The sequence below is a fragment of the Planctomycetota bacterium genome (genome assembly GCA_018242585.1).
Taxonomy (GTDB): Bacteria; Planctomycetota; Planctomycetia; order Pirellulales; family PNKZ01; genus JAFEBQ01.
Genome location: JAFEBQ010000020.1, coordinates 41487 through 59484 on the forward strand (window position 1 = coordinate 41487; position 17998 = coordinate 59484).

The 17998-nt window shown below is 63.6% G+C and carries 10 protein-coding genes; 5 read left to right on the forward strand and 5 right to left on the reverse strand.

Features of this window, described 5'->3' with window-relative positions; all coding sequences use genetic code 11:
* Positions 1–80: 80 nt before the first annotated feature.
* On the forward strand, positions 81–1427 hold the full coding sequence (locus tag JSS27_10675; GenBank protein ID MBS0209410.1) for a Gfo/Idh/MocA family oxidoreductase: 1347 nt from the start codon (positions 81–83) through the stop codon (positions 1425–1427).
* Between the two features lie 228 nt (positions 1428–1655).
* On the opposite strand, the gene glnD is transcribed toward JSS27_10675, so the two are convergent.
* Both glnD and JSS27_10685 read right to left on the reverse strand, forming a co-directional pair.
* Entirely contained in the window at positions 1656–4319 is a 2664-nt protein-coding gene (gene glnD, locus JSS27_10680) for a [protein-PII] uridylyltransferase (GenBank protein MBS0209411.1), read from the reverse strand.
* A gap of 202 nt (positions 4320–4521) precedes the next feature.
* Positions 4522–4890 (reverse strand): hypothetical protein, encoded by a 369-nt coding sequence (locus JSS27_10685; GenBank protein MBS0209412.1) that lies wholly within the window; start codon positions 4888–4890, stop codon positions 4522–4524.
* 910 nt (positions 4891–5800) lie between these two features.
* Here JSS27_10685 and JSS27_10690 point away from each other — a divergent pair.
* From JSS27_10690 to JSS27_10700, 3 genes are all read left to right on the forward strand, one after another.
* Complete coding sequence (locus JSS27_10690; GenBank protein ID MBS0209413.1) at positions 5801–8293, forward strand: DUF1549 domain-containing protein; 2493 nt, start codon at positions 5801–5803, stop codon at positions 8291–8293.
* A 73-nt stretch (positions 8294–8366) separates the two neighbouring features.
* Positions 8367–11273, forward strand: coding sequence for a PPC domain-containing protein (locus JSS27_10695; GenBank protein ID MBS0209414.1), 2907 nt, complete (start codon positions 8367–8369; stop codon positions 11271–11273).
* Positions 11274–11322: 49 nt separating this feature from the next.
* Complete coding sequence (locus tag JSS27_10700; protein MBS0209415.1) at positions 11323–14400, forward strand: hypothetical protein; 3078 nt, start codon at positions 11323–11325, stop codon at positions 14398–14400.
* A 153-nt stretch (positions 14401–14553) separates the two neighbouring features.
* Here JSS27_10700 and JSS27_10705 read toward each other — a convergent pair whose 3' ends face one another.
* Complete coding sequence (locus JSS27_10705; GenBank protein MBS0209416.1) at positions 14554–14955, reverse strand: VOC family protein; 402 nt, start codon at positions 14953–14955, stop codon at positions 14554–14556.
* A 422-nt stretch (positions 14956–15377) separates the two neighbouring features.
* Here JSS27_10705 and JSS27_10710 point away from each other — a divergent pair, with 422 nt between their 5' ends.
* Positions 15378–15971 (forward strand): hypothetical protein, encoded by a 594-nt coding sequence (locus JSS27_10710; GenBank protein MBS0209417.1) that lies wholly within the window; start codon positions 15378–15380, stop codon positions 15969–15971.
* Between the two features lie 104 nt (positions 15972–16075).
* Here JSS27_10710 and JSS27_10715 read toward each other — a convergent pair whose 3' ends face one another.
* Both JSS27_10715 and JSS27_10720 read right to left on the reverse strand, forming a co-directional pair.
* Positions 16076–16729, reverse strand: coding sequence for a hypothetical protein (locus tag JSS27_10715; GenBank protein ID MBS0209418.1), 654 nt, complete (start codon positions 16727–16729; stop codon positions 16076–16078).
* 147 nt (positions 16730–16876) lie between these two features.
* The gene (locus tag JSS27_10720) at positions 16877–17950 is read right to left on the reverse strand and encodes a mannose-1-phosphate guanylyltransferase (protein MBS0209419.1); all 1074 of its coding nucleotides are present in this window, start codon (positions 17948–17950) and stop codon (positions 16877–16879) included.
* Between the last annotated feature and the right edge of the window lie 48 nt (positions 17951–17998).

The following is a 17998-nucleotide window of genomic DNA, read 5'->3' on the forward strand; positions in this document are numbered from 1 at the left end:
ATGCACTTAGGCGTTCGCCTCCTGCCTTCAAGTTCACCCCACCGCTACTCCCGCCACTCGCTCGATCGGAGTTCCCGCCCATGTCACGCACTCAAGTCTCGCGCCGTCACTTTCTTTCGACCGCCGCGGCCAGCGCCGCCGCCTTGACCGTGGCGCGGCCCGCCTGGTCGCGGGCGTTGGGGGCTAGCGATTCGTTGCGTGTGGCGTCGGTCGGCGTCGGCGGCAAGGGTTGGTCGGACCTGACCAGCGTGGCGGCCAGCAAGGCGGTTCGCGTGGTCGCGCTGTGCGACATTGACGACTCGAAGAACTTCATGGGGCGCGCGGCCGAGAAATACCCCGACGCGGCCCGCTTTGTCGATTGGCGCAAGCTGCTGGACAAGGCCAACGACTTTGACGCCGTGATCGTTTCGACCCCCGATCACATGCACGCGCCGATTTCATTGGCGGCCATGGCCCTCGGCAAGCATGTCTACTGCCAAAAACCGCTGACCCACACGGTGTTCGAAGCCCGACAAATGCGCCGCGCCGCCGAGCGCAATCGCGTGGTGACGCAAATGGGGAACCAGATTCAATCGCACGAAGCCTATCGCACCGCGGTCAAGTGGGTGCATGACGGTCTGATTGGCAAGGTCCGCGAAGTCCACTCCTGGCAAAGCGGCAAGATGCGCTGGATATTGACCGACAATCGCCCGGCCGGCAGCGACCCGATTCCCGAAACGGTTCATTGGGACGAGTGGCTGGGCGTAACGGCTGAGCGGCCCTACAAGGCGGAAATCTATCATCCGTTCAATTGGCGCGCCTGGCAGGCGTTTGGCACCGGGCAACTCGGTGACTTCGGCTGTCACATTTTGGATCCGGTCTTCATGGCCGTCGGGCTGACGGGACCGACGATGATTCGCGCCGAGGCGCCGACCATGAATCAGGAAGTCTGGAACAACCGCTCGACGGTTTGGTTCGAGTTCCCACGCACCAAATACACCGCCGGCGATTCGGTTCGCGTCACCTGGTACGACGGCGAAGGGCACATGCCCGAGCCCAGCGGACTGGGCATTCCCAGCGACTACAAACTGCCTGGCGCCGGCTCGGTGGTGGTCGGCACCGAGGGAAGTTTGGTGATTCCGCACGTCAAGGAACCGAAATTGTTCCCGGAAGAAAAGTTCGCCAGCCAGCCCCCGGAAAAAGTGCCCGCGATCGATCACTATGTCGGCTGGGCTGACGCCTGCCGTGGCGAGGGCTCGACCGGCTCGAACTTTGGCTACTCGGGTCCGCTAACCGAAACGGTGCTGCTCGGCACGATTGCCGTGCGACTGGCGGGCAGTGACCTGCGCTGGAACAGCGAGGAGATGAAGTTCGCCAACTCGGCCGAGGCCAACGCCCTGTTGAGCAAGCCCTATCGCCGCGGCTGGGAACCCGCCTGGGTTAAGTAACTCGCAGAGAGTGTCAATTGGGTAGCCCCGGTTGCCCTGCAACCGGGGTTGCGCAGCAACAAGAAACCACGAGCGCCGCTTTCCCTATTTGGCAAGCCAGCTTGGCTGACCACGTGTCGCCCGAGGTTTCTTGCGGGCTATCGCCCGCCCAGGTTGCAAGCAACCTGGGCTACCCACTTCGTGGCGTTTTGCGGCGCAGTCGCGAGTCGGACTCCACTGGAGCGTCGCTCACCACGCGCGGTCGCGGGACGCTTCCTGCAACTCGAACTCGTTGATCGCCGAGAGGAGCGTCTGGCGCACATCGTCGATGCGACGCTGGTCGCTGACTTGGCGCCCGCCGTGTTCGGTCACGTAGAACACGTCGACGACCTGGTCGAGGTACGTACCGATCTTGGCCACCGACACGCTTAGCCCCAACTCGAACAGCGTGCGAGTGATCGTATAGAGCAAGCCCATCCGGTCGGCGGCGAAGATATCGAGAATCGTGTACCGGTCGCTGGTGGCGTTGTCGATCATGACCTGAGTGGGGAGCGGCGACAACCCGTCGCGTCCAGGCTTCTCGGCTGGCTGCCACATTCGCCGGAAAACCGGCGTGCGCCCGTCGTTGTTGCGCAGCGCCGCGATCATCGCCCGGCTCACTTCGTCGAGTCGATCTTGCGGAGGCGGACCGGCAAAGTCGGGATCCTGGACGTGAAAGCGGTCGAGCACCAGACCATCGGCCAGCGTGTTGATTTCCGCCGAGAGAATCCGCATTCCCTGGCTGGTCAGCGCGCCGGTGATCTTATGAAACAAGCCGGGCGTAATGCCCTCGTTCGTGCCGACCGAAAACTCGATCGTGCCGGTCTCGGGCTGATAAACGCCGCGAACGATGGCGTCTTGCGGCCCCAGGTGACGCAACGAGCGGAGATCGGCCGCGATTTGCTTCGCGGGCGTGACGTTCAAATAGGCGCTCGGCAAGGCGTCGACCTGGGCTCGATACCAAGGGGCGTCTTCATCGCTTTCCAACAGAGTCAGCACCTCAGAACGTCCGCGCTCGAGGCGGAACTCGACCTCGCGCGTGGGATCCTCGCCCCCCAGGTGCTGCATTGTCCGGTGGAACAAATCGGTCAGAACTTCGATCTTCCAGGCATTCAACACCCCCGGCCCGACCGCGCCCGTGTCGGCCGCCGTCAGCACGTACAACATCTCCATCAACTCGGGCGAGCCGACATCGACGGCGAACTTGACCACCAGATCGTTGTCACTCGTGTCGCGGCGAAACGCCAGGTGGGACATCACCAGGTGCTTGTGTACCAGAAACTTCAGCAAGTCGCCGTCGGCCGCGGCAATGCCCAGCCGTTGGGCGACTTCTTCGGCGATTCGCAAGCCGACCTCGCTGTGATCTTCCGGATAGCCTTTCCCCAGGTCATGAATCAGCAGTGCCAAGTGCAGGATCCACTTCCGCTTGATGTGCCGATAGACCGCGCCGAGCGGTCCTGAATCGGCACGAAAACTAGTACACAAAGCCACCGCGCGCAAGCAGTGTTCATCGACCGTAAACTTGTGGTAGACGTTGAATTGCAGCAGGCTACGGGCGTGATTGAAGGCCGGAATCAGAATCTCGAGCACGCCCCACTCGTGCAACTCGCGGAGAATGTTCCCCAACCGCGCAGGCTGGTTCAACAGCGACAGGAATCGCTCGGCCGCCTGGGGCGATACATCGCGCGACAACGTGGGTACGGCGGCGCGAATGGCTTCGCCGGTGTCGTGCGCGATCGGCTTGTTGTACAAGTTCGACAGATCAGCCAAGCGCAGGATTTCGACCAGATCGCTCTTGATCTTGACCAGACCGTGGCGGTTGGCGGCGATCTGGTGTGGCTCGACGCGGAAATCGCGCTCGAACTGATGCCCCAACAGCGCGCTGAACAGCGGCCCCCACCAGGCCTTCCGCCGCGCGCCAATCACGAACCGTCCGGCGATGTTGCTGACCTGGTTCGTCATGCGAAAGTATTCGCGCATGAAATGCTCGACCGGCAGCATCCCCACGGTGCCTTGATGGCCAAACACTTCGGCCAATCGCATTTGCTCGGCGCGGTCCATCACGTCGTTCGAGCGGCCCGCGTGAAAGTGCATCTCGTTCCGGACATGCAACAAGAATTCATGCGCGCGCACCAGCGCCGTGAAGTCCTCGCTCGACAGCGCGCCGGACAACCGCAAACCATCCAGGTCGGCCACGCCATGACGGGCAAAGCCGATCCAGCGGATCAGTTGAATGTCGCGCAGGCCCCCCGGCGAACGCTTCAGGTTCGGCTCCAACAGGTAAACCGTCTCGCCGTATTGGTGTCGCTCCTCGGCCCGGGCTTTTTCGACCGCCGCCATGATCGGGCCGGCGCGACGATGAATGCGCTTGCCAAAGCTGCGCGTGAACCGCTGGAACAATTCCTCGCTGCCAGTCAGAAACCGCGACTCGACCAGCGAGGTGCAGATCGTGGCGTCGGCGCTGGCCAGCTTGCATGCCTGGTCAACGGTTCGCACACTTTGTCCCAGCGTCAGCCCCATGTCGAACACGTTGCGGACCATCCGCTCGGCCAAGGGCGCGACGCGATTGCTCACTTCGCGATCGTGCAGGATCATTAAGTCGACGTCCGAAAACGGTGCCACGTCGCCGCGTCCATACCCGCCGTGCGGCACCAGGACGACGTGCTTGCGCAGCCCGTCGGGTTCGGCATCGCCGATTTCGACCAACGCCGCCTCGAACAGCCCGAGCACAATGCGATCGAACAATTCGGTCAACGCGCGACAGACTTGAATGCCCGGCGAACCGCGCTGATGCCGGGCGAGCAATTTGGCCCGGCCTTCGGCCAGTTGCTGCTTGGCGGCGATGACGTGTTGATTGAGCCCGGACGCGGACATTCGTTGGCAGTCTTAACGTGCGGTGAGTTTGATCTCGGCTGCATGGGAAACGCTCGACCTTTGATCTTTGGCCTAGCGCTGCAGCAGCCCAAGAATTATGCGTTGACCGGGCCAAATTGAAAACCCGAGTCGGCGGGAAACGCGGTTTATCTCGCGGAAATCCACCCTTTTGCGCGCTGCTGGCGCGCCGCGCGTCGGCCACCTAGAAGGTCGACGGCCCCCCCGCTACAAACTGGGCACTGGCTGCTGAAGCGTCGTTGTTCTCGGGAATGCGCGACGCTGGTTGGGCATAGGTCCACGACTTGCCCGCTTGCCGTGCCGCTTGTTCCAGCGCTCGATCGCGCTCGCACCCCAGTCGTTCGACATGCTCGGCCAGCGCGTTGAACTCGACATCAACGCCAGTGCAATCGTCACCAGCGCGAAACCGCAACGGCTGGCTGGCGTTACTCGCAGTTAGCTCGTGCAACGCGCGGCGGACGCGCTCGATGGGGTTCGATTGACGACGCCCCAGCAGCTTGCCGAGCCAGGTTCGATCGGAATCGCGGCGGCGCGGTAGCTTGGATTCGGACATGGCGTTCTCACTCGCGTGGTTCATTAAGTCGCACAGCGCGACTGATGAAAGCCTATCTCACACGCGACCTGGGCGATGGTCCGCGGGCGGCCAGCGATCATCAAGATCACGCGCCCGCGCGAAGTTCAAGTCCTTGCAACCCGCAGAATCGCGACAAGCGCCAGTCACCACGGGCAGGCTGACTACCAGAGTCCGCTCATTGGCGGAATCAGCTTGCGAATGCCACGCACGATCAAATAAAGCAGCGTGGGATAATAGAAATCCCGCAAGCAACGCCGGCATTTGCACGGCATGGCCAAGGGGAGCCACACCCACTCGCCACCACGAGGACGGCGGGGGGAAGCCTCGTCAACAGCTAAACAATTCAAGCATCGCATGGAAATCGATTCCCGGACGTTTGCATGCGCGCCAGACGCATGACAAGTGTAGTGCGCCAACTCCAATGGCCGTGATGCGATTACGAGAGCTTCAACAAACCACAACCGGCTTGCGCCGTTCTGTCGCGGCCCTGGGAAGGTTATCGTGTGATGACCAATCCCCTCTCCAGGGTAAGTATTGCCCGTGTTCCAATCAGCGGCAAGGCAACCCATTGCAATCGTAACGCTGACCGTGGGCACTCAACTGGTGGAAGTTCGTGGCGCGTCAGTGGTTCTTGCTTCGACGTGCCTTCGCGTGTTTTTTCAATTTTTTTTGTTCGCCTTCAAATGTTAATTTTTCACGACAGTTTGTCGCACTTCTGCGACGTTTCTCCGTTCGCGCACTGAATGTTGGAACGCCAATCTGATTGCATTTCGCGGGCGGTCCATTGATAATTATGAGGCTGCCTGTGATCCCACCTAAGTCACTGCCCGCCTTTGCATTGAGCATCCCTTCTCCTGGGAGCGTTGAATCCATGGATCGGTTCTGTTTGATGTCTCGCCTGTCGCGATCGAACGTCGCTTGGTTGCTGGTGGGAGTCGCGATTCTTCCGTCGCTGGTTCGCGCGGCCGATGCCGCCAACACTCCGAGTGACTCAGCGGCCAAGCCGGCAATGGTCGCGCTGAGCTTGGAGACCGGCTGGCCCAAAGGGCCAACTCGGCTCAATGGCCGAGACGCGCGCCAGCAATTGCTGGCCACCGCCACCGACGCCGCCGGACAGAAACACGACGTGACGGCCACGGTTAAGTTCATCACCTCGGCGCCTGCTGTTGTCGCCATCGATGCCACCGGTTTGGCCACTCCCACGGCCCAGGGAGCCGTGACGGTGACCACCACGTTGGGCAACCTTTCAGCCAAAACCGAGTTGGTGGTCGAAAACTTCGCCGCCGACTCGGCGATCAGCTTTCCGAATCAGATCGTCCCCATGTTCACCAAGCTCGGTTGCAACGGGGGCGGCTGCCACGGCAAGAGCGGCGGGCAAAACGGCTTTCGCTTGTCGCTGTTGGGTTTCGAACCCGCCGAGGACTTTGAGCACTTGGTCAAAGAAGGGCGCGGCCGCCGGCTGTTCCCCGCCGCGGCCGATCGGAGCTTGCTGCTGTTGAAGGCAGTGAACGCCGCGCCCCACGGCGGCGGTCAGCGGATGGACCTGGACTCGCCCGAATATCGCTTGATGCGCCGCTGGATCGCGCAAGGTGCCGCGTTTGGCCCCGCCAATCCTCCCACGGTCACGCGAATCTCCGTCTTTCCCGAACAGCTTTCCCTGCCACGGCGCAGTCGCCAGCAACTTGTCGCGCTGGCCCATTACAGCGACGGCTCGATCGAAGACGTAACCCGGCTGGTCAAGTACGAGTCAAATGACAACGACCTGGCCGAAGCATCGGCCACCGGATTGGTGCAGATCGGCAAGCTGGCCGGCAACGCCTCGGTAATGGCTCGCTACCAGGGGGCCGTGGCCGTGTTCCGCGCCACCGTGCCGTTGGGCGTGAAGGTCGACAAACTGCCGCCGACTAAGAATGTGGTCGACGAGTTGGTGTTTAAGCAGTTAAAGACCCTGGGCATGCCCCCGTCGCCCGTCTGTGACGACGGCACGTTCATCCGCCGAGCCACGGTCGACATCGCCGGCCGCTTGCCCTCGGTGCAAGAAACCGAGCAGTTCATTGCCAGCAAAGACGCGAACAAACGCGATCAACTGGTCGATCGGTTGTTAGCCAGCAGCGACTACGCGGACTATTTCGCCAACAAATGGAACGCCATCCTCCGCAATCGCCGTCGGCAGCCCGGCTATATCCGCGGCACCTATGGCTTCCATGAATGGATCCGCGACGCGCTGGCCGACAACGTGCCGTACGATCAATTCGTGCGCGGCGTGCTGGCCGCGTCGGGCGAAATGGGGGCCAACCCGCCGGTCGCCTGGTTCCGCGAAGTCAACGAAGTCGAGCAACAGATCGAAGACAGCGCCCAGTTGTTCTTGGGCCTGCGCATTCAGTGCGCCCGCTGCCACCATCACCCGTTCGAGAAATGGAGCCAGCGCGATTACTACAGCTACGGCGCGTTCTTCTCGCGCGTGGGCAAGAAGCCAGGCGTGGAACTCGACGATCAGATTATTTTCCATCGTCGCGGCGCGCCGTCGATGGCCAATCCCAAGACCGGCGAGCAACTGAAGCCGACCGGCCTTGGCGCCAAGCCGCTGGAACTGCCCAACGAGCGCGACCCGCGCCAGGCGCTGGTCGACTGGATGGCCGACCCCAGCAACGAGTTCTTCGCGCCGGCGCTGGTGAACCGCTACTGGAAGCACTTCCTGGGGCGCGGCCTCGTCGAGCCGGAAGATGACATGCGAGTCACCAATCCGCCGTCCAACCCCGAGTTGATGGCTGCGCTGAGCCGCGGTTTTGTCGACAGCGGCTTCAATCTGAAGCAATTGATCCGCACGATTTGCACGTCGACGACGTACCAGTTGAGCGCCGAGCCCAACCAGTATAACGCCGACGACAAGCAGAACTTTTCTCGCTATTATCCGAAGCGCCTGGCGGCCGAAGTGTTGCTCGACGCGCTCGACACCACGGCCGCGGCGACGACCGGGTTCAATGGCCTGCCCGCCGGGACGCGCGCGGTGCAGTTGCCCGACTCGGGCGTGAACTCGTACTTCCTCACGGTGTTCGGCCGGCCCGAAATGACCAGCGCCTGCGAGTGCGAACGGACTGGCGACGCCAACCTGGCCCAGAGCTTGCACCTGCTAAACTCGGCCGACGTGCAGGGCAAGCTGACCGCCGGCTCGGGTCGCGCGGCCCTGCTGGCCAAGGACACCGGTCGCCCCGTGCCGCAGAAGGTCAACGAAATCTACATGACCGTTTACTCGCGTGCTCCGTCGCAACAAGAGTTGGACGTGGCCGCCGCCTACCTGGGCAAGCACTCGAACCAGCAGCAAGCCTACGAGGATATCCTCTGGGCGTTGGTGAACACCAAAGAGTTCTTGTTCAACCACTGATCCCGCCCTCGATCGCTTGCGCGACGCGGTTTGCCGTCGTCGCGCCGGCGCTTCACGCACCCCACTTTGAGCTATGACTCCACAGCCCAGCTACGTTCGTCGGCATGCGCACCCGTCGCGCTGGTCATGGCTCGCGGTGTTGGCCATGCTGACCACCACGACAACTGCGCAATCGCAGCAAGCCACGCTGCCGCAATCGAAGCTCTATGCGGTAACACCGGTCGGCGCGCGACAAGGGGCCGAGGTCGAACTGCGCACGACGGCGGGCGAAAACCTGGAACGCGTCGATCGGCTGTTGTTCTCGCACGCCGACATCAAAGCCACGCAAATCATGGACCCGCCGGCAGTCGAGGGCCTCGCGCCGCGTCCCACCGGTCGCTTCCGCGTCGCCGTCGGCGCCAAGGTGCCGCCGGGCGTGTACGAGGTCCGCACGGTCGGCCCCTTGGGGGCGAGCAATCCTCGCGCGTTCGTTGTCGACGGCTTGCTCGAGATTGCCGAGTCGGGCGAGCATCGCACCCTGACCACGGCCCTAAACATTGCCGTCAACACCACGGTCAACGCCACGGCCGAGGCGGCGGCGATTGATTTCTTCAGCTTCGATCTCGACGCCGGTGCGCGTGCGATCGTCGAAGTTTCGGGCGCACAAATCGACTCGAAAATCGACGCCAGCGTCGCCGTGTTCGACCCCAGCGGACTCGAAATCGCCCACAATCCTCGCGCCACCGGACGCAGCGACGCCGTGGTCGACTTTGAAGCGCCGGCCAAAGGACGCTACACCGTCGGCGTACATGACCTGACCTATCGGGGCGGGCCCGAGTTTTTCTACCGGCTCACGGCTCGTACCGGACCAGTGGTCGTCCAGGTCTGGCCGCCGGTGGGCAAAAGTGGCGCTACCAGCGAAGTGGCACTGGTGGGTCGGAACCTGCCTGGGTCGAAGCCCGACGAGGCCTGGCGATTGGCGCGTCGACCGCTTGATCGCACGACGACCCAAGTGGCGTTCCCGACGCTGAATGAAACGATTTCGGCCAATGTCGCCCCGCTGCTCGGCGCGAACCAGGCGACCATCGACGTGTTTCCGTTTCACGCCGCCGCCCCACTAACGACATTGAATCATCCACTTCTTGGCGCCAGCAACGCGCCGGTGATCGTCGAAAGCGAGCCGAACTCGACGAGCGTCCAGGCCCAGACCGTCACCGCGCCGTGCGAAGTCGTCGGCCGCTTCGACGCCCGCGGGACAGGGGACTGGTACCAGTTCACCGCCAAGAAAGGGCAAGCCCTGACGGTCGCCGTCTTTTCACAGCGACTGGGGCAGTCGACCGATCCGCAACTGGTCGTGCAACGCGTGACCAAAGACGCCAAGGGGGTCGAACAGGTTTCCGACCTGGCCGAGGTTGACGACGACGCCGGCGTGGGGACCAACGAGTTCACCACCGGGTCGAGCGATTGCGAATACCGCTTCACCGCGCCCGATGACGGGACGTACCGTGTGCTGGTGCGCGACCTGGTCGAAGGACTGGTCGACGTGCCGCGCATTTACCAGTTGCAGATTCGCGAAGCGAAGCCTGATTTTCGCCTGGTCGCCGTCTCCACTCGCTTGCCTGCGGCCCAAGCTGGCAACAAGGTGCCCAATCAGTTGGGCAATCCGTCCGAGCCGCTGGGCCTGGTGCTGCGACGCGGCGGGTCGGCGCGGCTTGACGTCCTGGTGCTGCGGGCCGACGGCTTCGACAAGCCGCTCGTCCTGTCGTTCACCGGCTTGCCCAAAGGGGTTCGCGCGCCCAGCGTGACCGTCGGTCCCAGCCAGTCGATCGCACCCGTCGTCCTGTTGGCCGACGACTCGGCGGAAGTCGCGACGGCGAACATCCAAGTGATCGGTACGGCGGCGAACGACGCCAAGTTCATTCACACGGCCCGCTATGGCACCGTCACGTGGCCCAACGAGCCGATCCGCAACAAGATCGGCGCCCGGCGTAATTCGACCGCGCGGCTGACCAGCGATCTGCCCTTGTCGGTGATCGAAGAAACATCTCCATTCACCGTGCAATGGGGGGATGTGTCGGCCGCCGCTCGGCAAGCGCGCGGCATGAAGGTCGAACTGCCGATCAAGGTCACCCGCCGCGAAGGCTACAAAGAAGCGATCACCGTCGCGGGCATCGGGCCAACGGCTTCGTTCAAGTCACAACCGGCGACGATCGCGGCCGGGGCGACCGATGGCAAGCTGTCGATCGAGCTATTGCCGACCGCGCCGACCGAGGAGTTGGCGATTTATCTCGTCGGCCAGGCCAAGTACCAATACAAGCGCGACCTGGGAGCGGCGCAGCTCGAAACCGCGCGCAAGCAGGCGGACAAGCTCGTGACCGACGCCAGCGACGCGGCCAAAAAAGGGGAACAAGCCAAGCAGGCCGCCACGCAAGCAGCGGCGAAAGCCAAGGCCGAAGCTGACAAAGCGCCGGCCGAGAAAGCGGCTGAGCTGAAGGCCAAAGCGGCCGATCTGGAAAAGGCTCGCGCCGCCGCCGAGAAAGCGGCCATTGATGCCGCGGCCCACGCCAAGCGCGCGACCGAGGCGCGCGATGCACTGGCCAAGCAAGTGGCCGATGCCACGAAGGCCAGCGCGCCGAAAGAAGTCAGCGCGATCATGCCCTCGAGCCCGTTGGTCCTGCAGGTTCGTCCCACGCCGGTCGAGTTGTCGCTGGCCGCGGCGACGGTGACCGTCAAGCGCGGCGAGAGCGTCGAGGCGACACTGATTGTCACGCGGCTGTCGAACTTTGGCGACAAGCTGCCGGTCGAGGTCGTCTTGCCCGCCGATCATAAAGGGCTGACCGTGACGGCCCCGGCCCTGGAAAAAGCCCCGAAAGCCAATGTGAAGATTGCCGCCGCGGCCGACGCCAAGCCGGGGGAATTCCGCGTGATCTTGCGTGCGAAGCCCAAGTGGAGCAATCAAACTGTGAATGTCGACGCGGCGCTGACCGTGCGCGTCGAATAGTCCGCCTGTCCGTGCATCCCGCCATTTTCATCCCGCCGAGAAACTGATGATGTCCGCTCGCTTTGTCCTATCGGGCCTGATTCGCGCGTTGGTCCTGTCGGTCACCGCGCTGGCTTTGACAAGCCAACTGGCGCACGCCGCTGACGAGCCCAAGCTGCTGCCGGTGGCCGCCGTCAAGCACGACGGGCCGGTGGACTTCGAGCGCGAAGTGCTGCCCATTCTGAAGCGGAACTGTCTGGCTTGTCACAACGCCACGACGGCTGAGAACTCGCTGTCGCTCGAGACGCCGCAAGCGATTTTGAAGGGTGGCGACGGCGGGCCGTCGGCCGTGGCCGGCAAGGGGGACGCCAGCTTGTTGTTGGTTCGCGCCCGTGGCGGCGGCGACGGGATCATGCCACCGGCCGAGAACAAAGCCGGCGCCAAAGCGCTCACGCCCGAGGAGCTGGGTCTGCTCAAGCTCTGGATCGACGGGGGCGCCAAGGGGACCGTGTCGAGCGCCGGTGAGAAGATTCAATGGCAGCCACTGCCGGCGAGTGTCAATCCGATTTACGCGCTGGCCCTTTCGCCCGATGGCGAGTTCGTGGCCTGTAACCGCGCGAACCAGGTGTTCGTCTATCAACTCGCGACCGGTCGTGAAGTCGGCCGACTCACCGATCCGGACCTGGTCAAATCAGGCATCTACAAGCAACCGGGGGTCGCTGATTTGGACCTGGTCCAGTCGCTGGCTTTCAGCCCCGATGGCACGCTGCTGGCGACGGGTGGCTTTCAGAACGTGAAGCTCTGGAAGCGGCCGGCCAACGTGCGCGACGCCACGGTCACCGCCAGCGCCAACCTCCGCGCGCTCGCCACTACGGCCGACGGCGCACGCTGGGCCGCGGGGACCGTCGACGGGACGGCACTGGTCTACGAGCGCGGGGCCGCCGCTCCCAAGGCCACGCTCAAGGGTCACGCCGGCCCGATCACGGCGCTGCAATTCTCGGCCGACGGCGCGACGCTGGTCACCGGTTCGGCCGACAAAACCCTCCGCAGATGGAACATCGCCGAAGGCAAAGAGACCTGGAAGCTCGAAGCCGACGCGCCGGTCGTGGCCGTCGCCCTGTTGCCCACCGGCGAGGTTGCCTCCGCCGGCGGGTCGAACGAAGTGCAAATCTGGAACCCCACCGCGCCGGCCGACAAGCAAAAGGTCGCGCAGCTCAAGGGGCACAACGCGCCGGTCACGGCGCTCGCTGTCTCGGGCGCGCATGCCGGCAAACTTTGGTCGGGGAACGAAAAAGGGCAGGTGATCTTCTGGGACGTCAAGCCGGCCAAGTCGCTCCGGCAGGTGGAACACGGCCAGGCGATCGTCGCCATCGCCGTGCGCGGCGACGGCCAGCGCTGGGCCAGCGTTTCGGCCCAATCGGCCAAGCTCTGGAACGCGGCCGATGGCAAGATGTTGTTCGAGGTTCGCGGCGATCCGCGGCGGCTGGTCGACGTGGCCCAGCGCGAGCGTGCGCTGAACGTGGCCCGCAATCTGGTGACCACCGAGAAGAACGGCCTGGCCGAAGCCGAAAAGGGCCTGACCGCCGAGAACGAAGCGATCAAGAAGGTTGCCGAGAATGTGAAGAAGGCCGAGAAGGAACTGGCCGACAAAACCGCCGCCGCCAAGAAAACGGCCGACGATTTGAAGGCTGCCGAAGCCGCCGCCGCCGAAGCCGACAAGGCCCAGAAGGCCGCCGAGGCGGAACTGGCCAAGGTGAACGAGCAGATCAAGCAAGGGGAGGCCAAGGTTCCCGCCGCCAAGAAGAAGTCGGACGATGCCGCGGCGACCGCTAAGAAAGAGGCCGAGAACAAGGAACTGGCTGAAGCGGCCACCAAGGCCAAAGCCGAATTGACCGACGCTGAAGCGGCCTTGAAGAAGTCGAAAGAAGCGAAGACCGCGGCGGACAAGACGCTGGCCACCGCTCAACAGAAAGCCAAGTCCGCGCCCGACGTAGTAAAGAAAGCCACTGAGGCGACGAAGAAAGCCACCGACGCCAAGACCGCCGCCGAGACCAGCAAGCGGGCGGCCGATCGGGCCGTGACCTTGGCGCAAGAAGGCAAAAAGCAAGCCGAGAGAGAAGTCGAAGCGGCCAAGAAGGCGATCGCCGTGGCTGAGGAACTGGTCAAAAAGCGCGACGGCGAACTGGCGGCCGCCAAGAAGGCCGCGACCGAGGCGGAAAAGCCGTTGAAGGCCGCCGCGTTTTCACCCGACTCGACCGAGTTGGCCCTGGTTGACGCCAACGGGCTGATTACCACTTGGAGCGCCGAGACCGGCGTGCCGCTCGAGACCTACACCGGCCACAAAGCGGCCGGCGTGGCACTGGCGTACACCGGTGCGCGGCAATTGGTCTCGGCTGCCGACGGGCCGGCCGCGATTGTCTGGAATACGTTGCCCCAATGGTCGTTCGTCCGGACGATTGGCGCGGGTCAATTGGCCGATCGGGTGACGGCACTCGATTTCGCGCCGGACGGCAAGCTGCTGGCGACCGGCAGCGGCGTCCCTTCGCGCGGCGGGGAGTTGAAGCTTTGGAATCCGGCCGATGGCAAGCTGGTCCGCACACTGAACGACGCGCACAGCGACACGGTGCTGAGCATTCGCTTCTCGCCGGACGGCTCGCGCATTGCCAGCGGCGCGGCCGACAAGTTCCTGAAGGTGCATAACGTGGCCGACGGCAAACACGTTCGCAGCTACGAAGGGCACACCCATCACGTGCTGGGAGTCAGTTGGTCGCCGGACAGCAAGCTCTTGGCCAGCAGCGGCGCCGACAGCGTGATCAAGCTGTGGGACGTGGCCAGCGGCGAACAGAAGCGGACGATCGCCGGCTTTACCAAGGAAGTGACCGGCGTGACGTTCCTGCCCGACGGGAACCAGGTGCTGGCTTGCTCGGGGGACGCCTCGGTCAAGATCAAGCGCGTGAACGACGGCGGTGACGTGCGGGCTTTCGCCGGCGCGAGCGATTTCATGTACGCGGTGCTGGCGACCGGCGACGGCAAGACAATCATCGCCGGCGGCCAGGACAGCACGATCCGCGTCTGGAACGCCGACAACGGCCAGTCGATTCGCACCCTCGCTCCGCCCGCCCCGGCCCAAGCCCAGGCAAGCAAGTAGGGCCAGATCGCCGACGCAGGTATCGACTCACCATGCGCATCGGGTGCCATGCTCAAGGCTTTAAGCCTTGAGCATATCGGTACACGCTTCGCATGCTCAAGCCTGCTGACTTGAGCTTCACCCGATATTGTTTTTCAATGGGCGGCCAGCTACTCACCACTCGCCGGCGGTCTTGGTCGGCCCGTAGGCGCCGAATTCGATCGTGTGGCCGTCGGGATCCTGGCAGAAGACCTGTTTCACGTTGCTCGACGGTTGGATGTTGATTCGCAAGGTAAGTCCGGCCGCGCGCAACTGGGCCTCGGTCGCTTCGATGTCGGGCACTTCAAAGGCGAAATGGTTGTGACGCGAGCGGATCACCTCGGGCGCGACCCAATCTTTGTTCTCGATCAGGTGAATCTGCAGGCCGTAATTGAATAGCCAGGCGCCGCCGAAGTCGAACTTCACGCGCGGTATCTCGGCGAAGCCCAGCAGATCGCGATAGAACGCGATCGCCTTGGGCAAATCACGCGTGACGAGCGCCACGTGATGAATCGCTTTGATCTTGAGTGGCGGCATGAGGGTTCTGCTTTCTCGATTGCAGTAACAAAGGGCCAGAGCCAGGGGCCTAGAGCGCTTCTCAAAGCACTGTAGCGAGCGTGTCTACCAAGCCGGTGGCTTTGCCACCGATATGGGGCGGCAGAGCCGCCGGCTTGGGTAAGCAAGCGATACATGCTTCTGAGAACTGTTCTAAGCCCACGGTCAAAACGCCAATCGAACTCGACCAAATCATGAAGCTACGCGCCAACACGCCAGCAGCTAGCGGCAGGTTTATGACAAATTGTGCCGATTATGCTGATTTTATCGTCTGCGGAAAGATTCACGCCGATAAACCAGACAGCGAATCGGCGTTGTCGCGGGCCAGCGGCCCCCAAAGGCGGCGCCCGTCGCGACTACCGAACACATCTTTCCCCTCGTCTTCGATCAAGGGAAGCGACACGATGAAACACCTCTTCACTCTTCTGGCCCTGGCCGGTTTGTCGCTGGGCAACTCGGGCTGCTGTTGCGGTCCACGTCCGTGGGCCAGGTTCTTTGGCTGCGACCCATGCGGTGGCGGCTGTGGTGAGCGTTATTACGGCGATTGGGCCGAAGGGCGCCCGTATTGTCAGGATTGCTGCGACTGCGGCGGCAATTGGACTGGTCGGCCCCCCGGATTTGCCCCAGGTTACCACGGTGGTCGCGGCGGTTATGTCCAAGGGGGCGAGCAATGGAGCGATGGCCAGGTTATCGAGTCGACGCCCGGGGCGGCCGAAGATGTCAAGCCGCAACAGCCGACTCCGGCCGAACCGCCCACGCCGACCAGCACTCAGACTCGCCGCAACATGCGGACTCGTCCAGTGAGCGGCCATCAGCAAACGCACGCCGCGCCGCAGCGTCGCGAGTATGACGACGAGCAAGACGTCGACACGCGATATCGCGCCCCAAGCATGAACCGGCCGGCGAGTTATCAGTCTCGCCAGTTCCGCCCGCGCGACGATCGCTATGCCGACCATGACGACGACTCTCGCCAGCCGCCGCGCCGCTACGCGCCGTAACGCAACGGACTGTTCGACGTATTGAAAAACAAACAGCCCCCGGTCGTTTAACCGGGGGCTGTTTTCTTTGCGCTAGGTTCAATGTTTCGTTGCGTCGCGAACGATCAGCCCTTGCTGTCGTGCTCACGGCACCAGGCGAGGATGTCGGGCACGGCCTTGGGCAGCGCGTCGCGATTGAACTTGCCACCGGCCTTGGCCGGAGCGGCTGTGGGAGGCGCTTCGGCTTCAGCCGGCGCTTCGGGCTCTGGCGGCGGCGCGGCTGGCTTGGCCGCTGGCTTCGGAGCGGCGGGCTTGGCGGCGGGTGCTGCTGCACCACCACGTGCCGCAGCCAGCACGTCGGCGGTCGATTTCTTGGCAGCAGGAGCCGCAGGTTTCGCGGCCGGCGCTGGCTTGGGCGCCGGAGCGGCGGCCTTGGCGGCCACTTGTGCCCGGGCCATCTCGGCGACCGACGGCTTCTTGGCTTCGGCGGCCGGCGCGTCCCCCTTGGGCTTCTCGGCGGCGGGCTTCTTCTCGGCCTTGTGATCCTTTTCGGCCGGCTTGGGCGGCGGCGCGTCGACCACCCGCAACCAGTCCGGGTCGATGTCGTACCAACCAATGTTCAGGTTGGCGTCGAACTGAACCAGCGCCCGGCCGCTCATGTTCACGGTCTTGACCTGGCCGGTCATGCCATGAAACCGCTTCAGCTCGGGTCGGCTGTCATCGACGACAACGTACTTGTCGGTGTACTGACGCTTGAGGGCTTCGACTTGGTCGAACATCGATTGCTTCTGCGCAAGGTGAGAAGTGACGTATTCAGCACGCGGCCAAATGCGCTATCTGCCACAGCAACACGGACTTATTATCAGAGTTCACGGTGAGAAATCAAGGTCCGGAAGTCAAGCAAGCGGCGTATCGCCAAGAATCGCTTAGAGAAACCGTTCCAGCCCCTGTTGCTCGATGGCTTTGATTAACTGTCGCACGGCTTCTTCGTTCCCCTTTTGCGTCACCAGCGTGGCGTGGGGCGTCTGGACGATGATGCAATTCTCCATGCCCAGCGTCGCGATCAGGTGATCGGCCTGGCCGCGGATGATACAGCCGCGGGTGTCGACGCCGACGAAGGTGCCATCGACCGTGTTCCCCTGAGCGTCGGCGGGCTTCAACCGTTCCAGGGCCTGCCAACTGCCGACGTCGTCCCAACCGAACGGCGCTTCGAGCACATAGACCTCTTCCGCCCGCTCGAGGACGGCATAGTCGATCGAGATCGACTTCAGCTTCGGGAACTGCTCGTCCAGCGCCGCGTTCCAGCCCGGCGTGTTCAGGTGCTTGCCCAGCGCGCTCAGGCCGACGCCCAACTCGGGCTCGTGTTGACCGAGCAGTTCGAGAATCGTCCGAGCACCCCAAACAAAGATGCCGCAGTTCCAATAGTACGAGCCCGATTCGACGTAGCGACCGGCCGTGGCAGCGTCGGGCTTCTCACGAAATGAACCGACGCGATACAGCCCGGCCGCGGCGTCGACCGCCGCGCCGCGCTCGATGTAGCCGAAACTTGTCGATGGGTACGACGGCTTGACCCCGAACAGGACCAGCGCGCGCGGATGCTCGTCGAGGATCGCCGCCGCGCGCGCGAACGCTTGTTGAAACGCGCTGGCCGGCGCGATGACATGATCGGCCGGCATCACCACCATGCGGGCCTGCGGATCGGCGGCCAGCAAGCTCATCGCGGCCAGGCCCACACACGGCGCGGTGTTGCGCCCGCACGGCTCGAGCAGCACGTGCTCGGGCGCGACTTCGGGAACTTGACGCCGGGTTTCGGCAGCGAGGGCGGCTCCGGTGACGATCCAGATTCGCTCGGCGTCAATCGCGGGCTGGCAGCGTGCGGCGGTTTCTTGCAGCAGTGTACGCGAACCTTGAAACGTCAGGAACTGTTTGGGTAGCGCGCGGCGGCTTTGAGGCCAGAACCTGGTGCCGCTGCCGCCGGCCATGATGACTGCGTGGAGCATGGGTGCTACCGCTATAGGATCGAGCTAAACGAATTGGCTTTTCATAAC

Bases quoted from the DNA above. Each gene is read 5' to 3' on its own strand.
- JSS27_10695 (MBS0209414.1), top strand. From the start codon at position 8,367: ATGACTCCACAGCCCAGCTACGTTCGTCGGCATGCGCACCCGTCGCGC.
- JSS27_10715 (MBS0209418.1), bottom strand. From the start codon at position 16,729: ATGTTCGACCAAGTCGAAGCCCTCAAGCGTCAGTACACCGACAAGTAC.
- JSS27_10710 (MBS0209417.1), top strand. From the start codon at position 15,378: ATGAAACACCTCTTCACTCTTCTGGCCCTGGCCGGTTTGTCGCTGGGC.
- JSS27_10675 (MBS0209410.1), top strand. From the start codon at position 81: ATGTCACGCACTCAAGTCTCGCGCCGTCACTTTCTTTCGACCGCCGCG.
- JSS27_10690 (MBS0209413.1), top strand. From the start codon at position 5,801: ATGTCTCGCCTGTCGCGATCGAACGTCGCTTGGTTGCTGGTGGGAGTC.
- JSS27_10720 (MBS0209419.1), bottom strand. From the start codon at position 17,950: ATGCTCCACGCAGTCATCATGGCCGGCGGCAGCGGCACCAGGTTCTGG.
- glnD (MBS0209411.1), bottom strand. From the start codon at position 4,319: ATGTCCGCGTCCGGGCTCAATCAACACGTCATCGCCGCCAAGCAGCAA.
- JSS27_10700 (MBS0209415.1), top strand. From the start codon at position 11,323: ATGTCCGCTCGCTTTGTCCTATCGGGCCTGATTCGCGCGTTGGTCCTG.
- JSS27_10705 (MBS0209416.1), bottom strand. From the start codon at position 14,955: ATGCCGCCACTCAAGATCAAAGCGATTCATCACGTGGCGCTCGTCACG.
- JSS27_10685 (MBS0209412.1), bottom strand. From the start codon at position 4,890: ATGTCCGAATCCAAGCTACCGCGCCGCCGCGATTCCGATCGAACCTGG.